Origin of the sequence: Streptococcus mitis, from assembly GCF_946190275.1 — a bacterium.
Classification (GTDB): Bacteria; Bacillota; Bacilli; order Lactobacillales; family Streptococcaceae; genus Streptococcus; species Streptococcus mitis_DC.
Genome location: NZ_CAMHZQ010000005.1, coordinates 1 through 18,818, shown reverse-complemented (window position 1 = coordinate 18,818; position 18,818 = coordinate 1). Strand labels below are relative to the sequence as shown.

Sequence of the window (18,818 nt, the reverse complement as noted above, 5' to 3'; positions counted from 1 at the left end):
TAGTGCAATCTCTATTTCTTAGAAATCCTAGTTTAGTAAAGATTTGAGAAAAAGCCTACCTTTCAGTAGACTTAGTAATGATCTTTGAAAGACAAGAAAGCCACGCTATCTCCATCCATCATATAAATCAAGCGATTTTCTGCGTCGATACGACGTGACCAAGCTCCTTGGTAGTCATACTTGAGTGGTTCTGGTTTTCCTATTCCTGTAAATGGATCGCGTTGAATATCCTTGATTAGTTTATTGATTCTTTTTAGTGTTTTCTTGTCCTGAGTTTGCCAGTAGCAATAATCTGCCCAGGCATCCTTTGTAAACTTGAGCAGCATTTCTTACTCCTCAATAACATGGACCTGAGTACTTCCAGCACGAACTTGAGCCATTCCTCGCAAGATCTTGTCAGATAACTCCTTGTTTTGAGCAATTCTCAAAGTTTCCTGAATACTATCCCACTCGCTCTTGGAAAGGACTACAATGTCCTCGTCTGGATTTTTATTGACCACCGTCAAAGGTTCAAATTCATCGTTTACCTTTTTCATGTAGTCTTTTAAATGATTTCGGAATGTTGAGTAAAGAACTGCTTCCATAACCATACCTCGTTTTACCTCTTTTCCACTATTATACACGAAAAGAAAGAAATTGTCAGGAACTTGTACAAGATTTTCTTTTCTATCTATTTATTCGTAAAAAATCTCAAAAAGTCCACCTTTCAGTAGACTTAGTTTGTTTCTATTCTAATCGGCACTCTTCCAAAATTCTGCTCTGCTATACTTGAATTTCCCAGTTGGTAAATCTGGTCTGCCTTTTGAGTCATGGCATCCCAGGGTTCTTTACCAATTCGGCTGACTAGATTGACCTGCCCTTTCAGAGACTTGAGATGTTGTCTGCCTTTTTCGGTAAAGCCAAGGACATGGATGCCTTCTGGCAAGTCACTTTCTCTAACTTGAACCAAAATATAGGTCAAAAGGCGTCTGACACGCGCCTTGGTGTAACGCTTGGTCGCAACCACCTCAACCAAGTCTTCCACAGATTGGGCTATCTTGATAGCATCCTTGATGCGCACAGCCATTTCTTGATTGACCTGATAGATAGTGTTTAGGTCTGGATTTGACAAGATTTGATAGCGGAGCAAGGGAAAATAGTCGTCCCAACTCACCTTATTAGCATTTTCAAAGAGGTCAACCGAAGGCATAAAACGTTCTAAGAAATTTTTGTCCCTTTGGTGCTGACGAAGGGCTGTCGCCGAAGCAAAGTCCACATCCTTATCCACAGAATGATAGCCAGCCCCCTGACGCTGAATCGGATGCAGCTTGATGTTTCGTCCAGCAACCGCCTTGGCATAGGCCAGAGCAAGGACATGGTTGGGCGTATTGCCAGAAAAATCAAGACCAGCAAATTCCTTCCACATGACCTGAGTTTTCTGAGGATAAGAGAGAGAGTCAGGCAGATTTTCCACAAATTTCTCCATCTTAGTAGCCTGCTCTGTATATAAGTCAGCGATTTTCTGGTAATCTAGAACTTTCTCCGTCCCAAAAACTAGACTATCAATGCCCAAGCGTGTCAAGATATCCACAGCTCCTTGACCGAAGAAATCCGCCGCCTGAACACTGACTAAAAAGGGCAATTCTACTACCAAATCTGCACCATTTTCCAGTGCCATCTGGGCCCGTGTCCACTTATCCACAATAGCAGGCTCGCCTCTCTGCATGAAATTCCCAGACATGGCAACAATTTTCAGTCCCTCAGCCTGATCCAGCAGGTATTTATGCCCATTATGAAAAGGATTAAACTCCGCAATAATACCCGTGATGGTCATGCTAATCTCCTACGTCTATATTTCCTTTTTATTCTAAAGGGATGTCGTTTAGCCTTCATTGGCACATTATTACTTTTAACAACTATTAATCTAACAATTATCTTGGATGTAACAATACAACTAGCAATAAATATCGGTATAATCGTATATGGATCCTTACTAGAGATACTATTTTTTACTTCATCTAAAAGGAGTAAGTAAGATCCAATAATTAAAATAAATAGCAAAGTAACTATAAGAACTTTAATCCAGTTCCAAAAATATTCAAACAATTCCTTAATAAAATCTGTATCATTTTTTACTAAAAATTTGAATGTATAACATACAGTTGCAGAAATCAACAAAGTCAATGGAATAATTGAATATTCACCAAACAATTGTATAATTTTATCTCCAAAAATAATTATTATATTTAAAGATGTATTGCTTATCTCAACAGTCTTAGCATATTCACCAAACAAATACGCTAATATCATAGGGAGTAACACATATTTAAATATTTCAAATTTATTGTCAGCTTCATAAATTACAATCTTCTTCAAAAATAATAAAGATATTTTTAAAATTAGTAGAAACAGACCTAATATTGATAAAAATACTAAGATAATAATCCCTATTATAATCAAGAGGATTGACACAATTGCTTTTTTCCAGTTTTTAAAAGATATATGTTCATAAAATAAATCAAGATCACTCTGAAACTCAGTTTTAATATCTACTAACGGTTTAAGTCTAATATTATCTCTAAATTTTATGCAGTAAAAGCCAAAATAAAATAAGATAAATACTAATAGCCAAACTTGTCCTTTTATCATGGTAATCTCCTACTTCTGCGCGACAAAAAACCAACGGGTGCTAGTTTCTGTTGGCTCCTTGTCCTCAAAGTCCGCATAGAGTTTGAAGGACTTGAATCCAGCCTGTTCCAGCAAAATATCATAGGTCAAGACTTCATAGGTCCGCTCCTCATGCACTTCATCGTGGCGACTAAAGGACCCATCCTCTTCCTTGATAAAGAAAGTCAACTCATGAACGATAGAGTGAGGCGCTGCATCCTCGTAGGTATCCCAGAGCATGGCGAACTCTTCTGCATTTTCATGGTAAGAATAGCCTGGAAAAACTTCGTCTGTCTGGTAGGTCGAATGCACATCAAAGATGAAGATGCCATCTTCGTTGAGAGCATTATAGACTTCCTTAAAGACGTCCCCTACTTCCACCTCATCCTGCATGTAGCAGATTGAGTCCGAATAACACGTGACAAAGTCGTATTGACCTGCCTTAGACAAATCCAGCATATTGCCTTCCATAAAATCAATCTTTTGTTTGGCTGAAGAAGCTCTCTTCTCGGCAATTTTCAACATATCAGCACTCAAGTCCAGGCCAGTCACATCAAAACCAGCATGAGAAAAGCGAACAGACTGGATACCTGTCCCACAAGCCAATTCCAAGAGCTTCTTTCTCTCCTTAGTCTTAGGCAAATGACGAAGCGAAAAATCCGTCCATTTGTCGTATAAACTATCGTCCATGACTGCATCATAGACCGCCGCAAAGGTTTCATAAGTTGCCATAATCATGATACCAAGAGCTTCCATGGCAAACACCACTTGCCCTATACCTTTCTATCACATTCCTTTTAAAAATAAGCAAATAAAACCCAGTTGAATACAACTGAGTTCATCTTCTAAGCAAGAGCTTCTGAAATATCTACTGAATTCGCCTCATGCCATAGTTTTTCTAAGTTATAGTGGGCACGCATTTCTTCTGAGAAGATATGCACAACGACACCACCAAGGTCTAGCAAGACCCATCCTCCAGCTGCATCGCCTTCGATATGGCTGCCTTTAAAACCAGCTTCCGCTACTTTTTCACGGATATTGTCAGCGATAGCATCCAACTGACGGCTATTCATTGAACTAGTAATAACAAAGTAATCCGTCACGCTAGTCAAATCTTGTACATCAAGTGCAAGGATATCCTCAGCACGTTTCTCATCAGCCGCTTTCACGACTAGTTCTAGTAATTCTTTTTCGTTCATTTAGTCCTCTTTCTAGAAAATATGTTTGTAATCTAGGACATCTGCAAAGCGCCCCTCCCAAATGCCCTCATAAAATTCATTTATCGTTTCTGCTGGAATGTCTTTCCCATCAAACGTTGTGCAAGTTCCTTCTGGAATAATAAGCTGATAGCCATATTCAAAAGCAACCTTGACAGAGGTATCCACACAATATTCTGTCTGCATACCACATAAAACTAATTTTTCAATCCCCTGTTTATCCAAGTATTCTTTTAAACCAGTTTCTTTGAAAATACTGTTATACTTCTTCTGAAAGACCTTTTCATCAGGTTTTCGGTTTAAAAGCTCAGATAACTGCCAATCTTCTGATGTTTGAGCTTCAGCGTTCTCAATATGTTGAACATAAATAATTTCGATATTCTTACTTCTAGCCTGGTTTTGTAAATAAGAAATTTTTTCCAATAGACTATTTGTCTGAAAACCGGTTTCCACTAAAATATTCTGAACATCAATGATTATAAAAGCCGTCTTCATTTAGTCCTCTTTCAAATAGTGCACAAAGGCGTTATAGGTTTCAAGGGTTTGGGGATAGATGGGGAATCCCTGATGAACTAGATGCTCCACAGTGCGAGCTGTTTCGTAGGCCACCGCCTTATTAAGCGATAGACTTGCAATCTCACGTGCCACATCTACTCCAGGAAAGGCACGATTGTGCTCGATATAGTCTGCGACGTAGATGACTTTATCTAGGGCTGCCATCTGACCAGCACCGACTGTATGAATTTCAATGGCTCGTAGGATTTCTGGATCATGCAAATTCAAATCTTCTTGAATCTTGTAGATGCCAACCATACCATGCCAGACATTATTGCCCCAGTTTTTGAGGTCAGGGTCTAGCTGATAACGGTCAATCAAGTCTAAAAATTCCTGATCTGACAGCTTTTTAGCATAGTCATGAAGAAGTCCTGCTAGTCCTGCTTTCTCGGTATCGACTCCAAATCGCTGAGCCAGTTCTATGGCTGCACGCTCCACACCCAAGCAATGGGTTAAACGTTTTTCAGGTAGAAGCTCTGCCATTTTTTCCAACAAAGCCTCACGGGAGCAGTTGATATAGTCTTGATAGGCCATCAGTAAAGCCCCTCCTTCTCGATATAGGCTAGCACCGGCTGAGGTAGGAGAAAGTTGGGTTTTCGTCCTTGGGCAAGGAAGTCACGCACCATGCTGGATGAGATATCCATGAGAGGCACATCCACCCAGATAACGGGATAGGAAGTCCCTGCCTTGTAGCGTGGGCGTTGAACCCCCACAAACTGAACCATATCAACCAACTCATCAATTCGGTACCACTTAGGCAGATAGTCCACCATATCGGCACCGATGATAAAGTAATAATCCGTATCAGGATGTTGCTCTGTCAAAATCTTCATGGTGTCGTAGGTGTAGGAAATGCCCTTGCGCTCCAACTCAATGGTTTCAATGGCTAGGCCTTCGATTCCCTCAATCGCCAACTCAAGCATTTTGAGACGATGGTGTTCAGGAATGGTTTCCTTTTTATCTACATGAGGAGGTTGGTATTCAGGCATGAGCAAGACCTGGTCCAGTCCCAACTGCTGGCGCACTTGGTCCGCAACGATCAGATGGGCATTGTGAACAGGGTTAAAATTCCCCCCTAAAATCCCGACTTGTTTGCGTTTTTTCTCCTTGATTTCTGGCTCCAACTCTACCTTGGTAAAGGGAGTCAATAGTTCGATTGCCATAGGCTAGTCTCCTTTATTTCTCTGTAAAAACAGTTGTTTGGAGTAGTTTTTTAGATTTCTTTGACTTTTTTAGAAATCTTGCGATTCTCTTTCTTGCTAGACTGTTTAAACAAAATCAAGATGCGTCCGATTTTTTGGACTGTATCTACACCGATTTCTTCTTCCAAAATTTCAGCTACTTCGTGGATATTTTCATCTGTGTTTTGCAAGAGTGTTACTTTAATCAATTCGCGAGCATCAAGAGCTTGACGGACGCTGGTTTTGATTTGGTCGTTAAGTCCATTTTTCCCAATTTGGATGATGGGTTTGAGGGTGTGTGCCTGGCTGTTGAGGAAGGCACGTTGTTTTGATGTTAATGACATAATTTTCTTCCTTGTTTTTTGATAGTTATTTTAGGTGGTGAGGGACGGTCGGAACTAATTTTCCAAAGATCTCATCTTTGAAAAATGGATTTCCTGACCTCACAATTGAGCCTTGGTCTCAATTGTGCCCCTTGCCAATCTATCGATTGGCAAGACACCACGGCAATAACTATCTTTTTATGAGCTCACTTTGTTCGCTCAGCGATTTTATTTTAAATTATTGCTTTTCGTGTGACGACGGCGACGCCTTCTGGTGCCCAGACGGCGACTTTGGCTGTGCCTGTTACACGGATCCAGCCTAGGCCTGAGATGACTAGGTCTGTCTTGTCCTTGATGTTAAATACATGTTGGACTAATTTTGGAAAATCTTCTTTTTCCTTACTATTTGGTGGTGTCAGAAGAGTTCCGAGGTGCTTGTCGTAGAAAGTACCAGCACCTTCAAGCTTGGTACGATGGAGTTTCAATTCATTGTCAAAGAAGGCAGTGAAACCTTGCTTTTCACCCGTAATGAAATCAAAGCGTCCGAGACCACCTAAAAACAGGGTTTGTTCAGGATTTAGCTGATAGGTTTTAGGCTTAATTTCCTTTTTGGGGCTGACATACTTGAGGTTTTTAGCCGTTAAGTAATGAGCCATCTGGTGGCGGTGGATGATCCCCGGCGTATCGTAGATATAAGATCCGTCGTCAAGCGGAATCTCAATCTTGTCCAAGGTTGTCCCTGGGAAGCGCGAAGTCGTGATGACATTCTGGTCACCCGTGATTTCTTGGATAATAGCATTGATGAGAGTTGATTTTCCAACGTTGGTCACACCGACCACATAGACATCGCGGCCCTTACGGTAGTGTTCAATCTTGTCAATGACTTCCTTAATAGCATGTTTGTTTTGGGCTGAAGTTAGGACGACATCCACAGGACGAAGCCCTTCTTCGTGGGCACGTTCCATGAGCCACTGGCTAATCTTGCTCGGCTTAACCGACTTGGGCAAGATATCTTTTTTATTTCCTACCAAGAGGACATCATTGCCTGAGACAAAACGTGGCAAACCTGGGATGACAGAGCCATTAAAATCAAAGATATCAATGACATTGACCACTAAGGCATCACTGTCTCCCACCTCGTGCAAGAGCTTGAGGAAATCATCGTCCGTCAACTGGACATCCGTGATTTCATTGTAGTGGCGGAGACGGAAACAGCGTTGGCAATAGACTTCGCCAGTCTCCAAACCTTTTTCTAGTGCCGACTGGGGGGTAAAGCCAAGTCCAGCCTTGTCTGTCGTCTGAATGGTTGCTCCACAACCAATACAGAGAATTTCTTCCATAGTTAAATTCCTTTTTTATATGTAATCGGTCCGTACTTTTCAGTGATTTTTCGCATGACACGGCGCTCACGAGCTCGGTTAATCTGCGTTTTGATCGAGTCATGTTGGACCAAGGGTTTGACTAAAATCGAGCGAATGCCAGCACGGTGGGCTGCTCGAATATCTGTCATGAGCTGGTCGCCTACCATGACCACTTCACTTTTCTCATAGTGGAATTCCTTCATGGCACGGTCAATCCCAAATGTGAAGGGCTTCAAGGCCCAATAAACGTAATCAATCCCAAATTTCTCAACTGCGCGTTGAACTCGTTTTTTGGTATTATTTGAGACTACGATAATAGCAATGCCCGCATCCTGAAGATCATGTAGCCATTGCTTCATCTCTGGCGTCCCGTCAGGGTTGTTCCAAGCAATGAGGGTATTGTCCAAATCGACCAAAACAGCCTTGATTCCCTGCGCCTGCAGGCTTGGGACTGTCAGATCATAGACTGCTTCCACAGCAAAATCTGGCATGTAATTTTCAATCGCCATTCTGGCTCCTTTTCTTAACTTTTTTTCGCAATTTTCCTTAGTAATAATGACAGGATAATCCACAAACCTGCACTGGCCAAGCTGATGTAGAGCCAAGCATGGGGCTCATCTGTTAAAGGCAGCGGAACATTCATTCCGAAAAAGCCTGTCACGACTGCCAGAACGGCTAGCAAGACTGAAATGATGGTCAAGGTTGTCAAATTATCATTCAGATTATTGTTTAGGATGTTGTTGTAAGATGCTGATAGTTGTTGGAGGACTTGAGAAATCAAGTCTGTCATGGATACCAGCTGATGAGCCTCAATCATGGCATCATCAAACTGTTCTCTCTCAATCTCATTAAAACTGCGATAGAGAGCATGCCCTTGGATATGTTCCAGCAACATACGATTTTGCTTGGCAGCCGCAGTAAGATAAACCATACCGGTTTCCAAGTCGGAAAGGGCAAAAAGGTTTTTCTTAGTTGTCCGCTGGCGCAAGAGCCCATTGACCTCATCTTTACTCTTGTCCATTTGCTCGATGACAGGATAGTAGGCATTGCTGATGATTTCCAGACTGGCAAAGAGAAACTTGTAAATCGAAAGCGTGTCATGACTCTCCAGATAACGGGTCATCTGTTCAATGACATAGGCGTTCTTGGTATTACTAATGGTAATCAGGCGACGATGTTCCACGATAAAGGTCATGGGAAAGGCTTCGTAGTAGGCCTTATCCTTTTTCAAATTCAAGACATTGTAGATAAAGGTCACAGTCCCATTTTCACGGTGATAATCCATGTGGGCACGCTCATTTCTATCCAGCGCATATTCGATGGTTTCCTTGTCCAAACCGTAGATTTCAGAAAGGTCCTCTAGTTTTTTCAACTTATCCAAATCTAGGTTAATCCAGGTACAACCATTGCCCAACTGCTTTTCTAAAACCATCTTTTCTCCTTTATTAAACTCTTTCTATTGTACCATAAATCTGCTAAAATTTCAGGCCTGGTCTGTACGAGAGAAATTGCTGACAACGGTAATATTCCGATTGGGAACGAAATGCAGAACCTGGTCTTCTCCTCTGAGTTGCGTTGTTCGAATGCCAACGCTGACAACCTTGCCCGATACAGTAATAGGACCATTTGTCAGAACAACCTCATCTCCCACATCCAGTTGACGTTCAAAAAGGATGAAAAAGCCATTGATGACATCAGACAGAAAACCTTGGGCTCCCATACCAATAGCCACCCCAGCAATTCCAGCACCTGCCAGCAAACTAGAAACTGGCAAACCTAAAATCGACAAAATGCAGTAGAGTAAAAAGAAATAAAGGGTATAATTAAACACATTTTCTAACAGACGTGAGATGGTTTTCTGACGCCCAACATCATGACGAGACATTTTTAGAGATGGTTTAACAATTCTCTGCACCATGGTATGGAGCAATTTCTTAGCTATATAAAAGAGTAAAAATAAGAATAAAAGAGAAAGTAACTTGGTTAAGATATTCTCGATAATCGCTGTAACATCAAGCTTATTGAGATAGGTTTGAATAAATTCTTGCATAGAAAACTCCTTTCATTTATTATACCATACTTTCATAAAGTGTCATTCTCCATAAATATTCAAAAATAATTTCAAAAATAGACAGAAAATTCTTGATTTTAGTTCATATTTATACTATAATCATAAACATTACACAACAAAGGAGATTGTTATGAAAAAAATCATTCATGCTTGGAATAAGGCAAGCCTAATCAAACGTATCTTGATTGGCATGCTGATTGGAGGAACCCTAGGACTGACACTTCCTAACGTTTCAGGAATTGGCCTGCTGGGAGATCTCTTTGTTGGTGGCCTCAAAGCCATCGCACCGATTCTAGTATTTGCCCTCGTTGCCAATGCCCTTTCCCAACATCAAAAAGGGCAAGATAGCAACATGAAAACCGTTATCTTCCTTTACTTAGTAGGAACCTTTGCCGCTGCCCTTATCGCTGTACTAGCAAGTTTCATCGTACCTGTTGAAATTACCCTAAATAGCGCTAATACCGATATTGCTCCACCAGACGGGATTGGACAGGTTCTCAGCAACCTCTTGCTCAAATTGGTTGACAATCCAGTCAATGCCCTTGTCACAGCCAACTACATTGGTATCCTATCATGGGCAGTTGTTTTCGGGATTGCCATGAGAGAGGCCAGCAAAAATAGTAAAGAATTGCTGAAAACTATGGCTGATGTGACTTCTAAGATCGTCGAATGGATCATCAACCTAGCTCCATTTGGGATCTTAGGACTCGTATTTAAAACCATCTCTGATAAGGGAATCGGAAGCCTAGCCAACTACGGAATCTTGCTTGCCCTCCTGGTGACAACTATGTTCTTTGTGGCCCTAGTAGTCAATCCATTGATTGCCTTCCTCTTTATGAAGAGAAATCCTTATCCCCTCGTTTGGAAATGTTTGCGTGTCAGCGGTGTGACAGCCTTCTTCACTCGTAGTTCTGCGGCTAACATCCCTGTCAACATGAAACTTTGTCACGACCTTGGACTGGATCCAGATACCTATTCTGTTTCTATCCCACTTGGTTCTACTATCAACATGGCCGGAGCAGCGATTACCATTAACATTTTGACACTTGCTGCAGTAAATACTCTTGGAATCCCTGTTGACTTTGCGACAGCCTTTGTCCTCAGTGTGGTAGCAGCTATCTCAGCCTGTGGTGCTTCTGGTATTGCGGGAGGTTCCCTCCTTCTTATCCCAGTTGCTTGTAGTCTTTTCGGTATTTCTAACGATATTGCCATGCAAGTTGTTGGGGTTGGTTTTGTAATTGGGGTCATCCAAGACTCATGTGAAACAGCCCTCAACTCGTCTACAGACGTCCTCTTTACTGCCGTTGCCGAATACGCAGCAGCCCGTAAAAAATAATCCATAAAGACAAGCCTGCTCAGGTCTTGTCTTTTACGCTTTTATTCTAACTTATTAGGAAATTCTTATGTCTATTAGCCAACGTACGACCAAGCTCATCTTAGCTACCTGCCTTGCCTGCCTGCTTGCTTATTTTCTCAATCTTTCCTCAGCTGTCTCGGCTGGAATCATCGCCCTCCTAAGCCTATCTGATACACGTAGAAGTACTTTAAAACTAGCCCGCAATCGGCTCTTTTCCATGCTTCTGGCTCTGGTTATCGGAGTTTTGGCTTTTCACTTGAGCGGATTTCATATCTGGAGCCTTGGCCTCTATCTTGCCCTCTACGTGCCTCTAGCCTATAAGATGGGCTGGGAAATTGGCATCACACCAAGCACTGTTTTGGTCAGCCATCTCTTGGTGCAAGAATCAACCTCTCCAGACCTTCTAGTCAATGAATTCCTTCTCTTTGCAATCGGTACAGGATTTGCCCTACTGGTCAATCTCTACATGCCTTCCCGAGAAGAGGAAATCCAGCACTACCACACGCTGGTAGAAGAAAAGTTAAAAGATATCCTCCAGCGCTTCAAATATTATTTATCCAAAGGGGACGGGCGTAATCGAGCACAATTGGTGGAAGAATTAGACATCCTTTTGGAAGAAGCACTTAGACTGGTCTATTTAGATCACTCTGACCATCTCTTTCATCAGACCGACTACCATATCCACTACTTTGAGATGAGACAGCGTCAAAGTCGTATCCTGCGAAACATGGCCCAGCAGATCAACACCTGTCACCTTGCTGCCAGTGAAAGCCTGATTCTGGCCCAACTTTTTTCAAAAATTGCAGGCCAACTGAGCCAGACCAATCCTGCTTCTGATTTGCTAGATGAAATTGAACGCTATCTAGAAGTCTTCCGAAACCGCAGTCTACCCAAGACAAGAGAAGAATTTGAAACCCGCGCCACCCTTCTTCAACTCCTACGCGAAGCCAAAACCTTCATCCAAGTAAAAGTTGATTTTTACAAAAAATATGGACAGTAATACTCTTCGAAAATCTCTTCAAACTACGTCAGCGTCGCCTTGCCGTATATAGGTTACTGACTTCGTCAGTTCTATCCACAACCTCAAAACGGTGTTTTGAGCTGACTTCGTCAGTTCTATCCACAACCTCAAAACGGTGTTTTGAGTAGCCTACGGCTAGCTTCCTAGTTTGCTCTTTGATTTTCATTGAGTATAAAAAAGAAAACTTCAGACCAATCACAAAAGGTGAATATCTGAAGTTTTCTTTTATTTATAGGTTAGTACCATAAAGGTTAGTAACAGGACGAATAAGCTATATAATTTAGCATCTTTTCCATAGGAAATTGAGATAAGATACAGTATACCTTACTGTCACATTATCCACGACACGGAGTTTGGCAAATCGATTCTATTTGCCAAACGTAGTTAATGAGGCAGGTAGCTAGTTTGCTCCCTTACCATTACGACGGAAAAATCCACGAATCGATAATATTCGTGGATTTTTCCTAGTGAAGCGTTTAGGTAGACCGCCATAGCGGTTACCGTCAAATGACAGCAACTTTATGTTGCTAGTCATTTGTAACGATTTACATCTTCTCTTCCAACTCTACATCTGGATACTTGTCCGCAAACCAGCGGAGGGCAAAGTCATTTTCAAAGAGGAAGACTGGCTGGTCGAAACGGTCTTTGGCCAAGATATTTCGGCTTGATGACATCCGTTCATCCAAGTCCTCAGGCTTGATCCAGCGAACGGTCTTTTTACCCATTGGGCTCATGACCACTTCTGCGTTGTACTCGCCTTCCATACGGTGCTTAAAGACTTCAAACTGAAGTTGACCAACAGCACCCAGCATGTACTCGCCTGTTTGGTAATTCTTATAAAGCTGAATGGCTCCCTCTTGCACCAATTGCTCAATCCCCTTGTGGAAGGATTTTTGCTTCATAACGTTCTTAGCAGATACTTTCATGAAAATCTCAGGAGTAAAGGTTGGTAGGGGTTCAAATTCAAACTTGTTTTTTCCAACTGTTAAAGTGTCCCCAACCTGATAAGTACCTGTATCGTAAACCCCGATAATATCACCTGCTACAGCGTTGGTTACATTCTCACGACTTTCCGCCATAAACTGAGTAACATTCGACAGTTTAGCCCCTTTACCCGTACGAGGCAGATTGACACTCATACCACGCTCAAATTCACCTGATACGATACGGACAAAGGCAATACGGTCACGGTGACGAGGGTCCATGTTGGCTTGGATTTTAAAGACAAATCCTGAGAAATCCTTGTCATAAGGATCCACAATTTCACCGTCCGTTTTCTTGTGTCCATGTGGTTCTGGAGCAAACTTAAGGAAGGTTTCAAGGAAGGTCTGCACACCAAAGTTTGTCAAAGCTGAACCGAAGAAGACTGGCGTCAATTCTCCAGCCAGAATCGCTTCCTCTGAAAACTCATTCCCAGCTTCATTTAAAAGTTCAATATCATCCTTGACTTGCTCGTAGAAAGGATTACTTCCAAAAAGCTTGTCCCCATCTTCTAGACTAGCAAAACGTTCATCCCCTTTATAGAGTTCCAAACGTTGGTTATAGAGGTCATACAAGCCCTCAAAGGCTTTCCCCATCCCGATTGGCCAGTTCATCGGATAGCTAGCAATGCCCAAGATTTCTTCCAATTCTTGCAAGAGGTCCAGCGGCTCACGACCATCACGGTCTAGCTTGTTCATAAAGGTAAAGACTGGAATGCCACGATGCTTCACAACCTCAAACAGTTTCTTGGTTTGAGCCTCGATACCCTTGGCAGAGTCCACAACCATGACCGCAGCATCCACCGCCATCAAGGTACGATAGGTATCTTCTGAGAAGTCCTCGTGCCCTGGCGTGTCTAGGATATTCACGCGCTTGCCATCGTAGTCAAATTGCATAACAGATGAAGTAACAGAAATCCCACGTTGCTTCTCAATATCCATCCAGTCAGATTTGGCAAAAGTCCCAGTTTTCTTTCCTTTTACGGTACCAGCCTCACGAATCTCGCCCCCAAAGTAGAGCAACTGCTCAGTAATGGTAGTCTTCCCCGCGTCCGGGTGGGAGATGATGGCAAAGGTACGACGTTTCTTAATTTCTTCTTGAATATTCATAAGTTCTCTTTCTTTGATTCTCTATTTTTAGTTGGTTCAATAGCTAAGAATGATTTCTACATTGGATTTTACCATTCCTTTCAACATTCCATTATATCGGATTTTAGCATTTTTTTCAATTTCTATTTTATGTCAGACACTGCTAAAGTAGAACAATTCCCCTTGCAATTTTTAAAATAAATGTTACAATAAATATAGAAAAAGGTGTTGCGTCAACAACACCCCACAGAGCCGTTTAAGACGGTGGCTGTAATTACATAACTAAAAAATAGCTCGTTAACTCGCCAAAGTTAGGACGGCTATTTTTTTGTCTCTTTTACCAATTCAAGGATGAACTTCAGGCTTTATGGAATGAATACCAAAAGAGTGCATATTAAAACCAAAAAATCTTAGTTTGCTAATAAACAACAAACAAAAACTATCTAGCAATTTTAATGCCTACTATTCAACTATTGCCCCACTTAGGTACTAACCATCCTACTCCCCTTGTAATTTTTAAAGTAAATATTGCAATGAATATAGAAAAAGGTGTTGCGTCAACAACACCCCACAGAGCCGTTTAAGACGGTAGCTGTAATTACATAACTAAAAATAGCTCGTTAACTCGCCAAAGTTAGGACGGCTATTTTTTGTCTCTTTAAAAATCTCTTTCTCGACTTGCCAGATGTCTTTTTTCAGCTTTACCTCCCTTATTTATAGGAAAATATGGTAAAATAGAACAGACTAAAAATCATCATTTCACGAAAGGATGCAAGATGAAAATTACGCAAGAAGAGGTAACACACGTTGCCAATCTTTCAAAATTAAGATTCTCTGAAGAAGAAACTGCTGCCTTTGCGACTACCTTGTCTAAAATTGTTGACATGGTTGAATTGCTGGGCGAAGTCGACACAACTGGTATCGCACCCACTACGACTATGGCTGACCGCAAGACCGTACTCCGCCCTGATGTGGCCGAAGAAGGAACAAACCGCGATCGCCTGTTTAAAAACGTACCTGAAAAAGACAACTACTATATCAAGGTACCAGCTATCCTAGACGATGGAGGAGATGCCTAATGACTTTCAACAATAAAACCATTGAAGACTTGCACAATCTCCTTGTTTCTAAGGAAATTTCAGCAACAGAATTGACACAAGCTACGCTTGAAGATATCAAGTCTCGCGAGACAGCTATCAACGCTTTTGTTACCATCGCTGAGGAGCAAGCCCTTGCTCAAGCTAAAGCTATTGATGAAGCTGGAATTGACACTGATAATGTCCTTTCAGGAATTCCACTTGCAGTTAAAGATAATATCTCTACAGACGGCATTCTCACAACTGCAGCCTCAAAAATGCTCTACAACTACGAGCCGATCTTTGATGCGACTGCGGTTGCCAATGCAAAATCTAAAGGCATGATTGTCGTTGGTAAAACCAACATGGACGAGTTTGCCATGGGTGGTTCAGGTGAAACTTCACACTACGGTGCGACTAAAAACGCTTGGGACCAAAACAAGGTTCCTGGTGGTTCATCAAGTGGTTCTGCCGCAGCTGTAGCTTCTGGACAAGTTCGCTTGTCACTTGGTTCTGATACTGGTGGTTCCATCCGCCAACCTGCTGCCTTCAACGGAATCGTTGGTCTCAAACCAACCTACGGAACGGTTTCTCGTTTCGGTCTCATTGCCTTTGGTAGCTCATTAGACCAGATTGGACCTTTTGCACCAACAGTTAAGGAAAATGCCCTCTTGCTCAACGCTATTGCCAGCGAAGATGCTAAAGACTCTACTTCTGCCCCTGTCCGCATTGCCGACTTTACTTCAAAAATCGGTCAAGACATCAAGGGCATGAAAATTGCTTTACCTAAAGAATATCTTGGCGAAGGGATTGACCCAGAGGTTAAGGAAACAATCTTGAACGCAGCCAAACACTTTGAAAAACTTGGTGCTATCGTCGAAGAAGTCAGCCTGCCTCACTCTAAATACGGTGTTGCCGTTTACTACATCATCGCTTCATCAGAAGCTTCATCAAACTTGCAACGTTTTGATGGTATCCGTTACGGCTACCGCGCAGAAGATGCAAGCAACCTTGATGAAATCTATGTAAACAGTCGTAGCCAAGGTTTTGGTGAAGAAGTGAAACGTCGTATCATGCTAGGTACTTTCAGTCTTTCATCAGGTTACTACGATGCCTACTACAAGAAAGCTGGTCAGGTCCGTACCCTCATCATTCAAGATTTCGAAAAAGTTTTTGCGGATTATGACTTGATTTTGGGACCAACTGCTCCAAGTGTTGCCTATGACTTGGATTCACTCAACCACGACCCAGTTGCCATGTACTTGGCTGACCTTTTGACCATCCCAGTCAACTTGGCAGGTCTCCCAGGAATTTCGATTCCTGCTGGCTTCTCTCAAGGTCTACCTGTCGGTCTTCAATTGATTGGTCCTAAGTATTCTGAAGAAACCATTTACCAAGCTGCTGCTGCTTTTGAAGCAACAACAGACTACCACAAACAACAACCCGTGATTTTTGGAGGTGATAACTAATGAACTTTGAAACAGTCATTGGACTTGAAGTCCACGTAGAGCTCAACACCAATTCAAAAATCTTCTCACCTACTTCTGCCCACTTTGGAAATGACCAAAATGCCAACACTAACGTGATTGACTGGTCCTTCCCAGGAGTTCTGCCAGTTCTCAATAAAGGTGTTGTCGATGCCGGTATCAAGGCTGCTCTTGCCCTCAACATGGACATCCATAAAAAGATGCACTTTGACCGCAAGAACTACTTCTACCCTGATAATCCTAAAGCCTACCAAATTTCTCAGTTTGATGAACCAATCGGCTATAATGGCTGGATTGAAGTCGAGCTAGAAGATGGTACAACTAAGAAAATCGGTATCGAACGTGCCCACCTAGAAGAAGACGCTGGTAAAAACACCCACGGTACAGACGGCTACTCTTACGTTGACCTCAACCGCCAAGGGGTGCCATTGATTGAGATTGTATCTGAAGCTGACATGCGTTCTCCAGAAGAAGCCTACGCTTATCTGACAGCCCTCAAGGAAGTTATCCAATACGCTGGCATTTCTGACGTTAAGATGGAAGAAGGTTCTATGCGTGTGGATGCCAATATTTCTCTTCGTCCTTATGGTCAAGAAAAATTCGGTACCAAAACTGAGTTGAAAAACCTCAACTCCTTCTCAAACGTTCGTAAAGGTCTTGAATACGAAGTCCAACGTCAAGCTGAAATCCTTCGCTCAGGTGGTCAAATCCGCCAAGAAACACGCCGTTATGATGAAGCTAACAAAGCAACCATCCTCATGCGTGTCAAGGAAGGGGCTGCAGACTACCGCTACTTCCCAGAACCAGACCTACCTCTCTTTGAAATCTCAGACGAGTGGATCGAGAAAATGCGGACAGAGTTGCCAGAGTTTCCAAAAGAACGCCGTGCTCGTTACGTGGCTGACCTTGGCTTGTCAGACTACGATGCTAACCAGTTGACTGCTAACAAAGTCACTTCTGACTTCTTTGAAAAAGCTGTTGCCCTCGGTGGCGATGCCAAACAAGTCTCTAACTGGCTCCAAGGCGAAGTCGCTCAGTTCTTGAACGCTGAAGGCAAGACACTTGAACAAATCGAATTAACACCAGAAAACTTGGTTGAAATGATTGCCATCATCGAAGACGGTACTATCTCATCTAAGATTGCCAAGAAAGTCTTTGTCCACCTTGCTAAAAATGGCGGCAGTGCGCGTGAATACGTGGAAAAAGCAGGCATGGTTCAAATCTCAGATCCAGAAATCTTGATTCCAATTATCCACCAAGTCTTTGCGGATAACGAAACTGCAGTTGCCGACTTCAAGTCAGGCAAACGTAACGCAGACAAGGCCTTCACAGGTTTCCTTATGAAAGCAACCAAAGGCCAAGCCAACCCACAAGTTGCCCTTAAACTCCTTGCCCAAGAATTGGCTAAGTTGAAAGAAGATTAAAAAAATAATCTCCAGATTAGGAACTGTCAGTGAGTTCTCTAGTCTGGAGATTTTTCAATATACTTCGTTATTGGGGTTTACCTTACTTACATATCCTACTTCAAAAAGCCCTTCCCCTAAGAATAGAGGAAAGGCTTTTCTTGATTATCATAAACTTCAGAATGATAGATAAGCGACTTATTACGCTTTATACCATTTCTTACTCCTTATCATCTTTACGACGTCTGGACACTAAACCTAAGCCAGTTATTGCTGCTAGAGCTCCAAGAAGGAGAGATGAAGTTGATGATTGAGTACCTGTATTCGGAAGTTCCCGTTTACCATCTACAAATGTTGATTCATTTGAAGTCTCTATTTGAGTTGATTTATCTGATGTCACTGTTACATCTGAATGAGTTGGGATATCTGATTGTCCAGGCACTTCTGGATGATTTGGCTTATCTGATTGTCCAGGAACATCTGAATGAGAAGGTGTTCCATCATGACTTGGAGTAATCACTTTCTTAAAGATATGAGTTGTTACATTTCCAACTAAAATAGTCTTGACATATTCATAGCCAGTAAATGTTCCCTTATCTTTTGTACCATCTTCTTGAGGTTTTAGAACATTACCTTCAGTATCTTTCCAAACTGTTGATTTACTTTCTTCATTACTTGGAGTTGAAGGTGTTGAAGAAGATTTCTTAGTATATACATGGATTGTATTTCCATCTTTATCTTTCTTCGTTTCTTTGAATGTGTACTCTGGAATATCTTTCTTATCCTTCGTTCCTTTATCTGAAGGGCTGATTTCTTTGCCCTCTTCATTCACATAACTTGTTACGACTTGACGGTATACATGCGTTGTATTGCCTTTTTCGTCTTTCTTAGTTTCTTTGTAAATGTACTCTGGAATGTCTTTCTTATCCTTCGTTCCTTTGTCTGAAGGGCTGATTTCTTTGCCTACTTCATTCACATAACTTGTTACGACTTGACGGTATACATGCGTTGTATTGCCTTTTTCGTCTTTCTTCGTTTCTTTGTAAATGTA

The 18,818-nt window shown here is 41.9% G+C and carries 22 protein-coding genes; 5 read left to right on the top strand and 17 right to left on the bottom strand.

Features of this window, described 5'->3' with window-relative positions; genetic code table 11:
• Positions 1-71: 71 nt before the first annotated feature.
• The 14 genes from N8M20_RS04165 to N8M20_RS04100 all read right to left on the bottom strand — a co-directional run bounded on the left by N8M20_RS04165 (position 72) and on the right by N8M20_RS04100 (position 9,333).
• Positions 72-326: a Txe/YoeB family addiction module toxin gene (locus tag N8M20_RS04165; RefSeq protein ID WP_261079176.1), complete on the bottom strand. Its 255-nt coding sequence runs from the start codon at positions 324-326 to the stop codon at positions 72-74.
• Positions 327-329: 3 nt separating this feature from the next.
• Positions 330-584, bottom strand: coding sequence for a type II toxin-antitoxin system Phd/YefM family antitoxin (locus tag N8M20_RS04160; protein ID WP_180958189.1), 255 nt, complete (start codon positions 582-584; stop codon positions 330-332).
• Positions 585-715: 131 nt separating this feature from the next.
• Positions 716-1,813 carry a nucleotidyltransferase gene (locus tag N8M20_RS04155; RefSeq protein ID WP_261079175.1) on the bottom strand — a complete coding sequence of 366 codons (1,098 nt, stop codon included), beginning with the start codon at positions 1,811-1,813 and terminating at the stop codon, positions 716-718.
• On the bottom strand, positions 1,810-2,628 hold the full coding sequence (locus N8M20_RS04150; RefSeq protein WP_261079174.1) for a hypothetical protein: 819 nt from the start codon (positions 2,626-2,628) through the stop codon (positions 1,810-1,812). Before N8M20_RS04150 ends, N8M20_RS04155 begins: the two co-directional genes overlap by 4 nt.
• Positions 2,629-2,637: 9 nt before the next feature.
• Positions 2,638-3,378, bottom strand: a complete 741-nt coding sequence (locus tag N8M20_RS04145; RefSeq protein WP_314726175.1) for a class I SAM-dependent DNA methyltransferase — start codon at positions 3,376-3,378, stop codon at positions 2,638-2,640.
• Between the two features lie 113 nt (positions 3,379-3,491).
• Complete coding sequence (gene rsfS / locus N8M20_RS04140; RefSeq protein WP_261079173.1) at positions 3,492-3,845, bottom strand: ribosome silencing factor; 354 nt, start codon at positions 3,843-3,845, stop codon at positions 3,492-3,494.
• A gap of 12 nt (positions 3,846-3,857) precedes the next feature.
• Entirely contained in the window at positions 3,858-4,358 is a 501-nt protein-coding gene (locus tag N8M20_RS04135; RefSeq protein ID WP_173219932.1) for a cysteine hydrolase family protein, read from the bottom strand.
• On the bottom strand, positions 4,359-4,952 hold the full coding sequence (yqeK, locus tag N8M20_RS04130; protein WP_261079172.1) for a bis(5'-nucleosyl)-tetraphosphatase (symmetrical) YqeK: 594 nt from the start codon (positions 4,950-4,952) through the stop codon (positions 4,359-4,361).
• Positions 4,952-5,581 (bottom strand): nicotinate-nucleotide adenylyltransferase, encoded by a 630-nt coding sequence (locus N8M20_RS04125; RefSeq protein ID WP_261079170.1) that lies wholly within the window; start codon positions 5,579-5,581, stop codon positions 4,952-4,954. The genes yqeK and N8M20_RS04125 overlap by 1 nt, the downstream gene beginning before the upstream one ends.
• A gap of 50 nt (positions 5,582-5,631) precedes the next feature.
• Positions 5,632-5,943, bottom strand: a complete 312-nt coding sequence (gene yhbY / locus N8M20_RS04120; RefSeq protein ID WP_000060169.1) for a ribosome assembly RNA-binding protein YhbY — start codon at positions 5,941-5,943, stop codon at positions 5,632-5,634.
• Positions 5,944-6,155: 212 nt separating this feature from the next.
• Complete coding sequence (gene yqeH / locus N8M20_RS04115; protein ID WP_261079168.1) at positions 6,156-7,262, bottom strand: ribosome biogenesis GTPase YqeH; 1,107 nt, start codon at positions 7,260-7,262, stop codon at positions 6,156-6,158.
• 2 nt (positions 7,263-7,264) lie between these two features.
• Complete coding sequence (locus tag N8M20_RS04110; protein ID WP_261079167.1) at positions 7,265-7,792, bottom strand: YqeG family HAD IIIA-type phosphatase; 528 nt, start codon at positions 7,790-7,792, stop codon at positions 7,265-7,267.
• A gap of 14 nt (positions 7,793-7,806) precedes the next feature.
• Complete coding sequence (locus N8M20_RS04105; RefSeq protein ID WP_261079166.1) at positions 7,807-8,715, bottom strand: magnesium transporter CorA family protein; 909 nt, start codon at positions 8,713-8,715, stop codon at positions 7,807-7,809.
• 51 nt (positions 8,716-8,766) lie between these two features.
• Positions 8,767-9,333 (bottom strand): mechanosensitive ion channel family protein, encoded by a 567-nt coding sequence (locus N8M20_RS04100; protein WP_001154854.1) that lies wholly within the window; start codon positions 9,331-9,333, stop codon positions 8,767-8,769.
• A gap of 151 nt (positions 9,334-9,484) precedes the next feature.
• Here N8M20_RS04100 and sstT point away from each other — a divergent pair, with 151 nt between their 5' ends.
• The gene (gene sstT, locus N8M20_RS04095) at positions 9,485-10,690 is read left to right on the top strand and encodes a serine/threonine transporter SstT (RefSeq protein ID WP_261079165.1); all 1,206 of its coding nucleotides are present in this window, start codon (positions 9,485-9,487) and stop codon (positions 10,688-10,690) included.
• 67 nt (positions 10,691-10,757) lie between these two features.
• Positions 10,758-11,711 (top strand): aromatic acid exporter family protein, encoded by a 954-nt coding sequence (locus N8M20_RS04090; protein WP_261079164.1) that lies wholly within the window; start codon positions 10,758-10,760, stop codon positions 11,709-11,711.
• A 421-nt stretch (positions 11,712-12,132) separates the two neighbouring features.
• Here the strand turns inward: N8M20_RS04090 and N8M20_RS04085 are convergent, their stop codons facing one another.
• On the bottom strand, positions 12,133-12,267 hold the full coding sequence (locus N8M20_RS04085) for a hypothetical protein (protein ID WP_261079163.1): 135 nt from the start codon (positions 12,265-12,267) through the stop codon (positions 12,133-12,135).
• 10 nt (positions 12,268-12,277) lie between these two features.
• Positions 12,278-13,822, bottom strand: coding sequence for a peptide chain release factor 3 (locus tag N8M20_RS04080; RefSeq protein WP_001025428.1), 1,545 nt, complete (start codon positions 13,820-13,822; stop codon positions 12,278-12,280).
• Positions 13,823-14,577: 755 nt separating this feature from the next.
• Between N8M20_RS04080 and gatC the strand changes: the two genes are divergently transcribed.
• The 3 genes from gatC to gatB are packed head-to-tail and all read left to right on the top strand — an operon-like array spanning position 14,578 to position 17,788.
• Positions 14,578-14,880: an Asp-tRNA(Asn)/Glu-tRNA(Gln) amidotransferase subunit GatC gene (gatC, locus tag N8M20_RS04075; protein WP_261079162.1), complete on the top strand. Its 303-nt coding sequence runs from the start codon at positions 14,578-14,580 to the stop codon at positions 14,878-14,880.
• Positions 14,880-16,346, top strand: a complete 1,467-nt coding sequence (gene gatA, locus N8M20_RS04070) for an Asp-tRNA(Asn)/Glu-tRNA(Gln) amidotransferase subunit GatA (protein WP_261079161.1) — start codon at positions 14,880-14,882, stop codon at positions 16,344-16,346. The genes gatC and gatA overlap by 1 nt, the downstream gene beginning before the upstream one ends.
• Positions 16,346-17,788 carry an Asp-tRNA(Asn)/Glu-tRNA(Gln) amidotransferase subunit GatB gene (gene gatB, locus N8M20_RS04065; protein ID WP_261079159.1) on the top strand — a complete coding sequence of 481 codons (1,443 nt, stop codon included), beginning with the start codon at positions 16,346-16,348 and terminating at the stop codon, positions 17,786-17,788. The genes gatA and gatB overlap by 1 nt, the downstream gene beginning before the upstream one ends.
• 199 nt (positions 17,789-17,987) lie before the next feature.
• On the opposite strand, the gene N8M20_RS04060 is transcribed toward gatB, so the two are convergent.
• On the bottom strand, positions 17,988-18,818 hold an 831-nt coding region (locus N8M20_RS04060; RefSeq protein ID WP_261079158.1), incomplete at its 5' end, for an LPXTG cell wall anchor domain-containing protein.

What these genes read in the sequence shown, in the direction of transcription:
- N8M20_RS04100 (WP_001154854.1), bottom strand. Translation starts at nt 9,333, where the DNA reads ATGCAAGAATTTATTCAAACCTATCTCAATAAGCTTGATGTTACAGCG.
- N8M20_RS04135 (WP_173219932.1), bottom strand. Translation starts at nt 4,358, where the DNA reads ATGAAGACGGCTTTTATAATCATTGATGTTCAGAATATTTTAGTGGAA.
- N8M20_RS04090 (WP_261079164.1), top strand. Translation starts at nt 10,758, where the DNA reads ATGTCTATTAGCCAACGTACGACCAAGCTCATCTTAGCTACCTGCCTT.
- N8M20_RS04105 (WP_261079166.1), bottom strand. Translation starts at nt 8,715, where the DNA reads ATGGTTTTAGAAAAGCAGTTGGGCAATGGTTGTACCTGGATTAACCTA.
- yqeH (WP_261079168.1), bottom strand. Translation starts at nt 7,262, where the DNA reads ATGGAAGAAATTCTCTGTATTGGTTGTGGAGCAACCATTCAGACGACA.
- yqeK (WP_261079172.1), bottom strand. Translation starts at nt 4,952, where the DNA reads ATGGCCTATCAAGACTATATCAACTGCTCCCGTGAGGCTTTGTTGGAA.
- sstT (WP_261079165.1), top strand. Translation starts at nt 9,485, where the DNA reads ATGAAAAAAATCATTCATGCTTGGAATAAGGCAAGCCTAATCAAACGT.
- N8M20_RS04125 (WP_261079170.1), bottom strand. Translation starts at nt 5,581, where the DNA reads ATGGCAATCGAACTATTGACTCCCTTTACCAAGGTAGAGTTGGAGCCA.
- yhbY (WP_000060169.1), bottom strand. Translation starts at nt 5,943, where the DNA reads ATGTCATTAACATCAAAACAACGTGCCTTCCTCAACAGCCAGGCACAC.
- N8M20_RS04085 (WP_261079163.1), bottom strand. Translation starts at nt 12,267, where the DNA reads ATGACTAGCAACATAAAGTTGCTGTCATTTGACGGTAACCGCTATGGC.
- N8M20_RS04165 (WP_261079176.1), bottom strand. Translation starts at nt 326, where the DNA reads ATGCTGCTCAAGTTTACAAAGGATGCCTGGGCAGATTATTGCTACTGG.
- N8M20_RS04160 (WP_180958189.1), bottom strand. Translation starts at nt 584, where the DNA reads ATGGAAGCAGTTCTTTACTCAACATTCCGAAATCATTTAAAAGACTAC.
- N8M20_RS04145 (WP_314726175.1), bottom strand. Translation starts at nt 3,378, where the DNA reads ATGGCAACTTATGAAACCTTTGCGGCGGTCTATGATGCAGTCATGGAC.
- gatC (WP_261079162.1), top strand. Translation starts at nt 14,578, where the DNA reads ATGAAAATTACGCAAGAAGAGGTAACACACGTTGCCAATCTTTCAAAA.
- N8M20_RS04080 (WP_001025428.1), bottom strand. Translation starts at nt 13,822, where the DNA reads ATGAATATTCAAGAAGAAATTAAGAAACGTCGTACCTTTGCCATCATC.
- gatA (WP_261079161.1), top strand. Translation starts at nt 14,880, where the DNA reads ATGACTTTCAACAATAAAACCATTGAAGACTTGCACAATCTCCTTGTT.
- N8M20_RS04150 (WP_261079174.1), bottom strand. Translation starts at nt 2,628, where the DNA reads ATGATAAAAGGACAAGTTTGGCTATTAGTATTTATCTTATTTTATTTT.
- N8M20_RS04155 (WP_261079175.1), bottom strand. Translation starts at nt 1,813, where the DNA reads ATGACCATCACGGGTATTATTGCGGAGTTTAATCCTTTTCATAATGGG.
- N8M20_RS04110 (WP_261079167.1), bottom strand. Translation starts at nt 7,792, where the DNA reads ATGGCGATTGAAAATTACATGCCAGATTTTGCTGTGGAAGCAGTCTAT.
- rsfS (WP_261079173.1), bottom strand. Translation starts at nt 3,845, where the DNA reads ATGAACGAAAAAGAATTACTAGAACTAGTCGTGAAAGCGGCTGATGAG.
- gatB (WP_261079159.1), top strand. Translation starts at nt 16,346, where the DNA reads ATGAACTTTGAAACAGTCATTGGACTTGAAGTCCACGTAGAGCTCAAC.